Raw genomic sequence first — 9,032 nt, 5'->3', positions numbered from 1 at the left:
ATGCCTGGCGATAACGTAACAATGGATATCGAATTGATCACTCCAATCGCTATCGAAGAAGGTCTTCGCTTCGCGATTCGCGAAGGTGGCCATACAGTAGGCGCTGGCGTTGTAACTGAAATCGAAGGTTAATTTAACCTTTTATGCTCATCGTAGTGATGCGTTGGGCACAATACATGCAGCATTCAGAGCGGCAGTAATGCCGCTCTAGTGTTGTGTTTTTAAACTATGAAGTAGAAGGTTGCCTCTGCGGAGGAGAATTTCTATGGAGCAGCCCATTCACGAAATGGACGACAGGAGGAATTATTAATAATGGCTAAACAGCAAAAAATCCGTATTCGCCTTAAGGCATACGACCACAAAGCTCTCGATCAAAGCGCTGCTAAGATCGTAGACACTGCAAAAAGAAATGGCGCTATGGTATCTGGTCCGATTCCATTGCCAACAGAAAAGAATATCTTCACAATTCTTCGTTCTGTACACGTAAACAAAGATTCTCGTGAACAATTCGAAATGCGTACACATAAACGCTTAATCGATATTCTTGAACCAAATTCGAAAACAGTAGATGCTATCACTCGTTTAGATTTACCAGCTGGTGTATCTATTGAAATAAAACTATAAGGAGGTGCGATAATGTCTAAAGCTATTTTGGGTAAAAAATTAGGAATGACTCAAGTCTTCACAGCAGAAGGCCAATTAGTTCCTGTAACAGTAGTGGAAACTACCCCAAGCGTTGTAGTGCGCGTTAAGACTGTTGAAACTGACGGCTACGAAGCAGTACAAATTGGTTACGGTTCCATTAAAGAAAAACATTTAACAAAACCTGTAAAAGGTCAGTTCGACAAAGCTGGCGTAGCTCCAGTTAAATATCTTCGCGAAGTTCGCGTAGCTAATGCAGCTGACTACACAGTAGGCCAAACTCTGGCAGCTGATATCTTCGCAGAAGGTGAATTGGTGGACGTAGTGGGTACAGGTAAAGGTAAGGGTTTTGCTGGCACAATTAAACGCCATAACTTCTCCCGTGGTCCTGAAACTCATGGTTCCAAATCTCACCGTGAACCTGGTTCCATCGGTCCTATGATCTCCGGTGGCGGCGGTAAGGTATACAAAGGTAAAAAACTCCCTGGACAAATGGGTGGTTACAGAGTTACCGTACAACGCTTATCCGTTGTGAAAGTTGATGCTGAACGTAACCTTTTATTGGTTAAAGGTGGTATCCCAGGCGCTAAAGGTAGCTTGGTTATGGTTCGCAACACGGTTAAACCTGTTAAATAATCATTTGTCGAAAGGAGGATTATGTAATGCCTACAGTAGCAACATATAATCAATCCGGCGTTAAAGTCGGTGAAATACAGTTAAACGATGCAGTATTCGGCGTTGAAGTAAACGAAGCCGTTATGCATCAAGCCGTAGTTCGTCAATTGTCTAACGAACGTCTCGGCACACATGCAACAAAAACTAGAGGTATGGTTCGTGGCGGTGGCCGTAAACCTTGGAAACAAAAAGGTACTGGTCGTGCACGTTCCGGTTCCAGCCGTTCTCCAATCTGGATTGGTGGCGGTACTACATTTGGTCCACAACCTCGCAGCTATTACAAAGCTATGCCTCGTAAGGCTAGACGTTTGGCAGTTAAATCTGCTCTTAGCGATAAAGTGAATAATAGCGAATTATACGTTTTGGAAGAAATCACATTAGCAGCTCCTAAAACTAAAGAAGTGTTGAACATTATCAATAGCTTCAACGTTGGTGATGCAAAAGTATTGTTCATCACAGAAGGTGATGTAAATGTTGAACGTTCCGCTCGCAATATCCAAGGTGTTAAAGCATTGGCTTGCGAAGGTATGAACATTTTCGATCTTCTTCATTACGATAAGCTCTTCATTACTAAAGGTGCTGTCGCAAAAATCGAGGAGGTACTTGGATAATGCAATTACATGATGTACTAATCCGCCCGGTTATTACCGAAAAATCCACTATGCTTATGGAAGAAGGCAAATACACTTTCCGTGTGCCTTTGACTGCAAATAAAGTGCAAATCCGTCAAGCAGTTGAAAAAATCTTCAATGTAAAAGTAGAAAAAGTAGCTACTATTCGTGTTTTAGGCAAAACTAAACGCATGGGTCGTACACAAGGTAAACGCAGCGATTACAAAAAAGCTATCGTTACTTTGAAAGCTGGCGAATCCATTGAATTCTTTGAAGGTGTCTAAGAGTCTAGTTGTAAGGAGGCCCACTAATGGCAATTAAATCATTTAAACCGTACTCCGCTGGTCGCCGGTTTATGACAGTATCCGCCTTCGACGAAATCACAGCAAGCAAACCAGAAAAATCTTTGCTAGCTAAGATTTCTCAAAAAGGTGGTCGTAACAATACTGGTAAAATGACAGTTCGTCACCAAGGTGGCGGTCATAAACGTCAATATCGTATTATTGACTTCAAACGTACTAAAGATAATATTCCAGCTAAAGTAGCAACAATCGAGTATGATCCTAACCGTTCTTCTCGTATCGCTTTGCTTAACTACGCTGATGGTGAAAAACGCTACATTTTAGCTCCTAACGGTCTAAAAGTTGGTGACGTTGTATTCTCCGGTCCTGAGTCCGATATTAAACCTGGTAACTGCTTACCATTGGCTAATATTCCAGACGGTACACAAATCCACAATATCGAATTGAAAATCGGTAAAGGTGGCCAAATCGTTCGTTCCGCTGGTACATCTGCTCAATTGATGGGTAAAGATAATGGCTATGCTATTCTTCGTTTACCATCTGGTGAAATGCGTCGTGTTCGTCAAGAGTGCCGTGCAACAGTAGGTGTTGTTGGTAACGCTGACCACAGCAACCTTGTAATTGGTAAAGCTGGTCGTCATCGTTGGATGGGCGTTCGCCCTGGCAACCGTGGTGTTGTAATGAACCCTTGTGACCATCCACATGGTGGTGGTGAAGGTAAATCTCCTGTTGGTCGTAAACATCCTGTTACACCTTGGGGCAAACCAGCACATGGTGTTAAAACTCGCGACAAGAAAAAAGCTTCTAACAGCTTAATCATTAAACGTCGTACAAAATAGGATAAAGGAAAGGAGATAAAATAGTGTCCAGATCTATTAAAAAAGGCCCTTTCGTAGCAGATCATTTGCTTAAGAAAGTTGAAGCTTTAAACGAAACTAACGAAAAGAAAGTTGTAAAAACCTGGTCCCGTGCCTCTACTATTATCCCAAGTTTTGTAGGCCACACAATTGCTGTGCATGATGGTCGCAAACATGTACCTGTATTCATTACAGAAGATATGGTAGGTCATAAATTAGGTGAGTTCGCTCCTACACGTACTTTTAAAGGTCATGGTAAGGACGAAAAATCTACAGGCAAAAAATAGGAGGAAATAATACATGGAAGCAAAAGCAATCGCTAGACATATCCGAATCGCGCCTCGTAAAATCCGTATCGTTGCAGATTTAGTGCGCGGTAAAAACATCGGCGAAGCATTTGCCATCTTGAAGTTCACTCCGAAAGTTGGCGCTGATGTAGTAGAAAAAGTTATGCGTTCTGCAATCGCAAACGCTGAACATAATTTCGATATGAATGTTGACAATCTTTACGTATCCGAGATCTTCGTTGATCAAGGCCCTACATTAAAACGCATTCATCCTCGTTCCCGTGGTCAAGCTTTCAAAATTTTGAAACGCACTAGCCATGTAACAGTAGTAGTTAAAGAAAGAGCTTAAGAAGGAGGGAAACAGAGTGGGTCAAAAAGTTAATCCACACGGTTTGCGTGTCGGTATCGTAAAAGATTGGGACGCAAAATGGTATGCAGATAAAGATTTCGCTGCTAATCTTCATGAAGACGTAAAAATTCGTAACTTCTTGAAAGAAACCCTTTTCATTGCTGGTATTTCCCGCATTGAAATCGAGCGTACAAATAAACGTATTAAATTGACTATCCACACTGCAAAACCAGGTATGGTTATCGGTCGTGGTGGTGCTGGTATCGAAGATATCAAAAAAGCAATGACTCGTTTCACTGACAAACAAGTGGACGTTAACATCGCAGAAATTAAACAAGCAGACATGGATGCAATCTTGGTTGCTGAAAACATTGCTAGCCAATTGGAACGCCGTATCGGTTTCCGTCGTGCAATGAAACAAGCTGTAGGTCGTACAATGCGCTTAGGTGCAAAAGGTATTAAAATCATGGTAAGTGGTCGTCTTGGTGGCGCTGAAATCGCTCGTAGCGAATCCTACCGTGAAGGTTCTATTCCTTTGCATACACTTCGTGCAGACATCGACTACGGTACTGCTGAAGCTCATACAACATATGGTTGTATCGGCATTAAAGTATGGATTTACAAAGGTGAAGTTTTGCCAGAAGCAAAACAACCTGCTAAGAAGGAAGAAGGTGGCAAGTAATGCTTATTCCAAAGCGCGTAAAACATCGTAAGCAATTCCGCGGCCGTATGAAAGGTCGTGCTATGCGCGGTAATACAGTGTCTCATGGTGAGTTCGGCTTGGTAGCATGCGAACCATCTTGGATCACTAACCGTCAAATCGAAGCTGCCCGTATTGCTATGACTCGTTATATCAAACGTGGTGGTAAAGTATGGATTAAAATTTTCCCTGACAAACCAATCACAGCTAAACCAGCTGGTACTCGTATGGGTTCCGGTAAAGGTTCTCCTGAATACTGGGTAGCAGTAGTTAAACCAGGTCGTGTAATGTTTGAAATGGACGGTGTGCCAGAAGCTACAGCTCGTGAAGCTATGCGTCTTGCAAGCCATAAACTTCCAATCAAATGCAAATTTGTTGTTAAGGGTAAAGAATTGGGTGGTGACGTAAATGAAGGTTAATGACATTCGCAATATGAGCGCTGCCGAAATGGAACAAAAAGTTTCCGGTCTTAAGGAAGAGTTATTTAACCTCCGTTTTCAGCTTGCAACAGGTCAATTAGAAAATCCTATGCGCATTCGTGAAGTTAAGAAGACAATCGCTCGTATTAAAACTGTACAACGTGAAGTTGAACTTAAATCTGAAAACGCATAATAACAGATTTGTTAAAGGTTGAAAAGGAGGCTTAAAATCGTGGCAGAAGAAAGAAACGTACGTAAAGTCCGCGTAGGTAAAGTTGTTAGCGACAAAATGAATAAAACTGTTGTTGTTGCTGTAGAACGTAAAGTACCTCACGCATTATATAACAAGCCAATGGTTAGCACTAAACGCTTCAAAGCTCATGATGAAAACAATGAGTGTTTAATTGGCGATACAGTTAAAATTGTAGAAACTCGTCCACTTTCTAAAGATAAATGTTGGAGAGTTGTTGAAATTCTTGAAAGACAAAAATAAGAGTGATGTAAGGAGGAATAGACGATGATCCAGCAACAAACAATTTTGAATGTTGCCGACAACACTGGTGCAAAACGTATTATGTGTATCCAAGTCATGGGCGGTTCTTATCGCAAATTCGGCAATATCGGTGACGTAATCGTTGCTTCTGTAAAAGATGCATCACCCGGTGGCGTTGTCAAGAAAGGCGACGTAGTTAAAGCTGTTATTGTTCGTTCTAAAAAAGGTATCCGCCGTCAAGACGGTTCCTATATTCGTTTCGATGAAAACGCAGCAGTAGTTATTAAAGAAGATAAAACCCCTCGTGGTACTCGTATCTTCGGACCTGTAGCAAGAGAACTTCGTGAAAAAGACTTCATGAAAATTGTTTCCTTGGCTCCAGAAGTATTATAAGAAGGAGGAACGCAGCATATGGCTAAACTACAAATCAAAAAAGGCGATACAGTTGTTGTTATCTCCGGTAAAGATAAAGGTAAGCAAGGTACAGTAATTGCAACTGAACCTAAAAAAGAACGCGTATTTGTTGAAGGCGTTAACACTGTAAAACGTCACACAAAACCTTCTCAAGCTAACCCACAAGGCGGCATCGTTACTAAAGAAGCTGGTATCCATGTTTCTAACGTAATGGTTGTTGACCCAGAAACTAAAACAGCTACTCGTATCAAAAAAGTTGAAGGCAAAGACGGTAAATTCGTTCGCGCTACAGTTAAATCTGGTACAGTACTTAAATAATCAGGAAAGGAGGAGCTAAATAAATGTCTCGTTTATTTGAACAATACAACTCTGAAATTAAAAAGAGTTTGCAAGAAAAATTCCAATACGGCAACGTTATGGAAATCCCTAAATTGGAAAAAATCGTTATCAACATCGGCGTTGGTGATGCAGTAGGCAATGCAAAAGCATTGGAAGCAGCAGTTAATGATTTGACTATCATCGCTGGTCAAAAACCTGTAATCACAAAAGCAAAAAAATCCATTGCGAACTTCAAAGTTCGTGAAGGTATGGCGTTGGGTACAAAAGTTACTCTTCGTGGCGAACGCATGTATGAATTCCTCGACAAATTGATCAATGCGGCATTACCTCGTGTACGTGACTTCCGCGGTATCAGCGCAACAGCATTTGATGGCCGTGGTAACTACGCTTTGGGTCTTAAAGAACAGCTCATCTTCCCTGAGATCGAATATGATCAAGTAGAACGTGTTACTGGTATGGATATCATCGTAGTAACAACTGCTAAAACAGATGAAGAAGCTCGTGAATTGTTGACTCAATTCGGTATGCCTTTTGAAAAATAATAGGAGGAACATATAGATGGCTAAAAAATCTATGATTGAACGCGAAAAGAAACGCGCTAAAATCGTTGAAAAATATGCAGCTAAACGTGCAGCGTTAAAAGCAGCAGGTGATTATGAAGGCTTGTCCAAATTACCAGCAAATGCATCCCCAACACGCTTACACAACCGTTGCAACTTAACTGGTCGTCCTCACGGCTATATGCGCAAATTCGGTATCAGCCGTATTGCGTTCCGTGAATTGGCGTACAAAGGACAAATTCCTGGTGTTAAAAAAGCCAGCTGGTAATATTAGACGAGAGGAGGTTTTTAGATTATGGTAATGACCGATCCTATCGCGGATATGCTTACGCGCATCCGTAATGCAAATGCTGCACTTCATGAAACGGTAAACATTCCTGCATCTAGAATGAAAGCAGCTGTTCTTGACATCCTTTTACAAGAAGGTTTCGTAAAGAACGTAGAAAAAGAAGAAAACACTTTAAAAGTAACTTTGAAATATGGTTCCAATAACGAAAAAGTTATTACAGGAATTAAACGTATTTCCAAACCTGGTTTACGTGTTTACGCGAAAAAGGAAGAACTTCCTCGTGTACTTGGTGGTTTGGGTATCGCAGTTATTTCTACATCCAAAGGCGTTATGAGCGACAAACAAGCTCGTAAAGAAGGTCTTGGTGGCGAAGTAATCGCATACGTTTGGTAATAGTAGCAATAGGAGGTAGAAATAATGTCACGTATCGGTAGAATGCCTATCGAGATCCCTGCAGGCGTTACTGTTACATATGATAACCATCATATGAACGTAAAAGGTCCTAAAGGTGAATTATCTCGCGATTTGCATCCAGATATGAATATCACTGTTGAAGGTAACACAATTACAGTAGCTCGTCCTTCCGACAATAAAGCTCATCGTTCCCTTCACGGTTTGACTCGCGCTCTTGTTGCTAATATGGTAACAGGCGTATCTGAAGGATTCACAAAAACTCTTGAAATCAACGGTGTTGGTTACAGAGCGGCTAAACAAGGCAATAAATTAGCTCTTACACTTGGCTTCTCTCATCCAGTAGAAATGGAAGCTCCAGCTGGTATTACAATTGAAGTTCCAGCTCCTAACAAAATCGTTGTTTCTGGTGCAGACAAAGAAGTTGTAGGCGCAGTAGCAGCTGATATCCGTAAATGGAGAAAACCAGAACCTTACAAAGGTAAAGGTATCCGCTATGAAGGCGAAGTTGTTCGTCGTAAAGCTGGTAAAGCTGGTGCAAAAGGTAAATAGTAATATCATCTATATGAATGAAAGGAGTGAATATCTTGCCTCGTAAATCTAGTAGAAACATCGCTCGAGCAAAACGTCATCTTCGTATTCGCCGTCACATCTCTGGTACGGCAACTTGCCCACGTTTGAACGTATTCCGTTCTTTAGGCAACATCTATGCTCAAGTTATCGATGACGTAGCAGGTACAACTTTGGTAGCTGCTAGCTCTTTAGATAAAGATTTGAACTTGTCCTATGGTGGTAACGTAGCTGCTGCTAAAGCTGTTGGTGAAGCAGTTGCTAAAAAAGCTATCGCTAAAGGCATTGACACAGTAGTGTTTGACCGTGGTGGTTACATTTACCACGGCCGCGTAGCAGCCCTTGCAGAAGGTGCTCGTGAAGCAGGCTTAAAATTCTAAGAAGGAGGAACTATAGACATGGCGAGAATTGACTACACCAGTCTTGATCTTAAAGAAAGAGTAGTATTCATCAACCGCGTAGCCAAAGTAGTTAAAGGCGGTCGTCGTTTTTCCTTCAGCGCTCTTGTAGTTGTTGGTGATGGCAACGGTTATGTAGGCGTTGGCTTAGGTAAAGCAGCGGAAGTACCAGAAGCAATTCGCAAAGGTATTGATGATGCTAAGAAAAATATTGTAAACGTAGCAATTAAAAATGGTACAATCCCTCACAGCGTAACAGGCGTATTCGGCGCAGGCCGCGTATTCTTGAAACCAGCTGCTGAAGGTACTGGCGTTATCGCTGGTGGCCCTGTTCGTGCCGTATTGGAATTAGTAGGTGTTCGTAACATCTTGACTAAATCTTTGGGCTCTTCTAACCCTAACAATATGGTTCGTGCTACTATCGAAGGTTTGAAAGATTTGAAACGCGCTAGCGAAGTTGCAGAACTTCGTGGTAAAACCGTTGAAGAAATTTATAACGCGTAATAAGGAGACAAGAAATGGCACAAGTTAAAGTAACATTAACAAGAAGCTTAATCGGTCGTCCTGAAGATCAACGCGCGACAGTTAAAGCTTTGGGCTTGAAAAAAACTAATTCTCAAGTTGTAAAAGAAGTAACACCTCAAATCGAAGGTATGCTTCACAAAGTTAGACATTTAGTAAAAGTTGAAGAAGTTTAATACTGATAAGGAGGTGCA

21 protein-coding genes are annotated in these 9,032 nt (G+C 41.5%); all 21 read left to right on the top strand.

Going from position 1 to position 9,032, the window contains the following annotated elements:
• A partial coding sequence (locus ACWTVK_RS09250; protein WP_456046614.1) for an EF-Tu C-terminal domain-related protein occupies nucleotides 1-132 on the top strand: 132 nt, incomplete at its 5' end.
• Nucleotides 133-312: 180 nt separating this feature from the next.
• Nucleotides 313-624 carry a 30S ribosomal protein S10 gene (rpsJ, locus tag ACWTVK_RS09245; RefSeq protein ID WP_004695100.1) on the top strand — a complete coding sequence of 104 codons (312 nt, stop codon included), beginning with the start codon at nucleotides 313-315 and terminating at the stop codon, nucleotides 622-624.
• Nucleotides 625-636: 12 nt separating this feature from the next.
• The gene (rplC, locus tag ACWTVK_RS09240) at nucleotides 637-1,278 is read left to right on the top strand and encodes a 50S ribosomal protein L3 (RefSeq protein WP_004695102.1); all 642 of its coding nucleotides are present in this window, start codon (nucleotides 637-639) and stop codon (nucleotides 1,276-1,278) included.
• A gap of 26 nt (nucleotides 1,279-1,304) precedes the next feature.
• Nucleotides 1,305-1,928 (top strand): 50S ribosomal protein L4, encoded by a 624-nt coding sequence (gene rplD, locus ACWTVK_RS09235; RefSeq protein ID WP_005377066.1) that lies wholly within the window; start codon nucleotides 1,305-1,307, stop codon nucleotides 1,926-1,928.
• Nucleotides 1,928-2,212 (top strand): 50S ribosomal protein L23, encoded by a 285-nt coding sequence (gene rplW / locus ACWTVK_RS09230; protein WP_004695108.1) that lies wholly within the window; start codon nucleotides 1,928-1,930, stop codon nucleotides 2,210-2,212. The genes rplD and rplW overlap by 1 nt, the downstream gene beginning before the upstream one ends.
• A gap of 26 nt (nucleotides 2,213-2,238) precedes the next feature.
• The gene (gene rplB / locus ACWTVK_RS09225; RefSeq protein ID WP_005385496.1) at nucleotides 2,239-3,069 is read left to right on the top strand and encodes a 50S ribosomal protein L2; all 831 of its coding nucleotides are present in this window, start codon (nucleotides 2,239-2,241) and stop codon (nucleotides 3,067-3,069) included.
• Nucleotides 3,070-3,092: 23 nt separating this feature from the next.
• Nucleotides 3,093-3,374 carry a 30S ribosomal protein S19 gene (gene rpsS, locus ACWTVK_RS09220; protein WP_060923779.1) on the top strand — a complete coding sequence of 94 codons (282 nt, stop codon included), beginning with the start codon at nucleotides 3,093-3,095 and terminating at the stop codon, nucleotides 3,372-3,374.
• A gap of 13 nt (nucleotides 3,375-3,387) precedes the next feature.
• The gene (gene rplV, locus ACWTVK_RS09215; RefSeq protein ID WP_004695112.1) at nucleotides 3,388-3,723 is read left to right on the top strand and encodes a 50S ribosomal protein L22; all 336 of its coding nucleotides are present in this window, start codon (nucleotides 3,388-3,390) and stop codon (nucleotides 3,721-3,723) included.
• 16 nt (nucleotides 3,724-3,739) lie between these two features.
• The gene (gene rpsC, locus ACWTVK_RS09210) at nucleotides 3,740-4,405 is read left to right on the top strand and encodes a 30S ribosomal protein S3 (RefSeq protein ID WP_105084923.1); all 666 of its coding nucleotides are present in this window, start codon (nucleotides 3,740-3,742) and stop codon (nucleotides 4,403-4,405) included.
• A complete protein-coding gene (gene rplP / locus ACWTVK_RS09205) occupies nucleotides 4,405-4,842 on the top strand; it encodes a 50S ribosomal protein L16 (RefSeq protein ID WP_004695114.1) in 438 nt (145 codons plus the stop codon). Before rpsC ends, rplP begins: the two co-directional genes overlap by 1 nt.
• Complete coding sequence (gene rpmC, locus ACWTVK_RS09200; protein WP_004695115.1) at nucleotides 4,832-5,035, top strand: 50S ribosomal protein L29; 204 nt, start codon at nucleotides 4,832-4,834, stop codon at nucleotides 5,033-5,035. Before rplP ends, rpmC begins: the two co-directional genes overlap by 11 nt.
• 39 nt (nucleotides 5,036-5,074) lie before the next feature.
• The gene (rpsQ, locus tag ACWTVK_RS09195; RefSeq protein ID WP_303940813.1) at nucleotides 5,075-5,335 is read left to right on the top strand and encodes a 30S ribosomal protein S17; all 261 of its coding nucleotides are present in this window, start codon (nucleotides 5,075-5,077) and stop codon (nucleotides 5,333-5,335) included.
• Nucleotides 5,336-5,359: 24 nt separating this feature from the next.
• Nucleotides 5,360-5,728 (top strand): 50S ribosomal protein L14, encoded by a 369-nt coding sequence (gene rplN / locus ACWTVK_RS09190; protein WP_005376994.1) that lies wholly within the window; start codon nucleotides 5,360-5,362, stop codon nucleotides 5,726-5,728.
• A gap of 18 nt (nucleotides 5,729-5,746) precedes the next feature.
• Entirely contained in the window at nucleotides 5,747-6,067 is a 321-nt protein-coding gene (rplX, locus tag ACWTVK_RS09185; RefSeq protein ID WP_004695118.1) for a 50S ribosomal protein L24, read from the top strand.
• Between the two features lie 23 nt (nucleotides 6,068-6,090).
• Nucleotides 6,091-6,630 carry a 50S ribosomal protein L5 gene (gene rplE, locus ACWTVK_RS09180; RefSeq protein WP_024065152.1) on the top strand — a complete coding sequence of 180 codons (540 nt, stop codon included), beginning with the start codon at nucleotides 6,091-6,093 and terminating at the stop codon, nucleotides 6,628-6,630.
• Nucleotides 6,631-6,646: 16 nt separating this feature from the next.
• Nucleotides 6,647-6,916, top strand: coding sequence for a 30S ribosomal protein S14 (rpsN, locus tag ACWTVK_RS09175; protein WP_005377140.1), 270 nt, complete (start codon nucleotides 6,647-6,649; stop codon nucleotides 6,914-6,916).
• Between the two features lie 27 nt (nucleotides 6,917-6,943).
• The gene (gene rpsH / locus ACWTVK_RS09170; protein WP_004695128.1) at nucleotides 6,944-7,330 is read left to right on the top strand and encodes a 30S ribosomal protein S8; all 387 of its coding nucleotides are present in this window, start codon (nucleotides 6,944-6,946) and stop codon (nucleotides 7,328-7,330) included.
• Between the two features lie 24 nt (nucleotides 7,331-7,354).
• The gene (gene rplF, locus ACWTVK_RS09165; RefSeq protein ID WP_039968986.1) at nucleotides 7,355-7,900 is read left to right on the top strand and encodes a 50S ribosomal protein L6; all 546 of its coding nucleotides are present in this window, start codon (nucleotides 7,355-7,357) and stop codon (nucleotides 7,898-7,900) included.
• A 17-nt stretch (nucleotides 7,901-7,917) separates the two neighbouring features.
• A complete protein-coding gene (rplR, locus tag ACWTVK_RS09160; RefSeq protein WP_050781715.1) occupies nucleotides 7,918-8,298 on the top strand; it encodes a 50S ribosomal protein L18 in 381 nt (126 codons plus the stop codon).
• Between the two features lie 18 nt (nucleotides 8,299-8,316).
• Nucleotides 8,317-8,820 (top strand): 30S ribosomal protein S5, encoded by a 504-nt coding sequence (rpsE, locus tag ACWTVK_RS09155; protein WP_004695136.1) that lies wholly within the window; start codon nucleotides 8,317-8,319, stop codon nucleotides 8,818-8,820.
• Nucleotides 8,821-8,834: 14 nt separating this feature from the next.
• Nucleotides 8,835-9,014, top strand: a complete 180-nt coding sequence (rpmD, locus tag ACWTVK_RS09150) for a 50S ribosomal protein L30 (RefSeq protein ID WP_004695138.1) — start codon at nucleotides 8,835-8,837, stop codon at nucleotides 9,012-9,014.
• Nucleotides 9,015-9,032 lie beyond the last annotated feature (18 nt).

The organism is Veillonella sp. Ser01, assembly GCF_053850375.1.
Note: the sequence above shows the minus strand (reverse complement) of the source record. Positions and strands in the feature narration are given on the sequence as shown.

What these genes read in the sequence shown, in the direction of transcription:
- rpsJ (WP_004695100.1), top strand. Translation starts at nt 313, where the DNA reads ATGGCTAAACAGCAAAAAATCCGTATTCGCCTTAAGGCATACGACCAC.
- rplC (WP_004695102.1), top strand. Translation starts at nt 637, where the DNA reads ATGTCTAAAGCTATTTTGGGTAAAAAATTAGGAATGACTCAAGTCTTC.
- rplD (WP_005377066.1), top strand. Translation starts at nt 1,305, where the DNA reads ATGCCTACAGTAGCAACATATAATCAATCCGGCGTTAAAGTCGGTGAA.
- rplW (WP_004695108.1), top strand. Translation starts at nt 1,928, where the DNA reads ATGCAATTACATGATGTACTAATCCGCCCGGTTATTACCGAAAAATCC.
- rplB (WP_005385496.1), top strand. Translation starts at nt 2,239, where the DNA reads ATGGCAATTAAATCATTTAAACCGTACTCCGCTGGTCGCCGGTTTATG.
- rplV (WP_004695112.1), top strand. Translation starts at nt 3,388, where the DNA reads ATGGAAGCAAAAGCAATCGCTAGACATATCCGAATCGCGCCTCGTAAA.
- rplP (WP_004695114.1), top strand. Translation starts at nt 4,405, where the DNA reads ATGCTTATTCCAAAGCGCGTAAAACATCGTAAGCAATTCCGCGGCCGT.
- rpmC (WP_004695115.1), top strand. Translation starts at nt 4,832, where the DNA reads ATGAAGGTTAATGACATTCGCAATATGAGCGCTGCCGAAATGGAACAA.
- rplN (WP_005376994.1), top strand. Translation starts at nt 5,360, where the DNA reads ATGATCCAGCAACAAACAATTTTGAATGTTGCCGACAACACTGGTGCA.
- rplX (WP_004695118.1), top strand. Translation starts at nt 5,747, where the DNA reads ATGGCTAAACTACAAATCAAAAAAGGCGATACAGTTGTTGTTATCTCC.
- rplE (WP_024065152.1), top strand. Translation starts at nt 6,091, where the DNA reads ATGTCTCGTTTATTTGAACAATACAACTCTGAAATTAAAAAGAGTTTG.
- rpsN (WP_005377140.1), top strand. Translation starts at nt 6,647, where the DNA reads ATGGCTAAAAAATCTATGATTGAACGCGAAAAGAAACGCGCTAAAATC.
- rpsH (WP_004695128.1), top strand. Translation starts at nt 6,944, where the DNA reads ATGGTAATGACCGATCCTATCGCGGATATGCTTACGCGCATCCGTAAT.
- rplF (WP_039968986.1), top strand. Translation starts at nt 7,355, where the DNA reads ATGTCACGTATCGGTAGAATGCCTATCGAGATCCCTGCAGGCGTTACT.
- rplR (WP_050781715.1), top strand. Translation starts at nt 7,918, where the DNA reads ATGAAAGGAGTGAATATCTTGCCTCGTAAATCTAGTAGAAACATCGCT.
- rpsE (WP_004695136.1), top strand. Translation starts at nt 8,317, where the DNA reads ATGGCGAGAATTGACTACACCAGTCTTGATCTTAAAGAAAGAGTAGTA.
- rpmD (WP_004695138.1), top strand. Translation starts at nt 8,835, where the DNA reads ATGGCACAAGTTAAAGTAACATTAACAAGAAGCTTAATCGGTCGTCCT.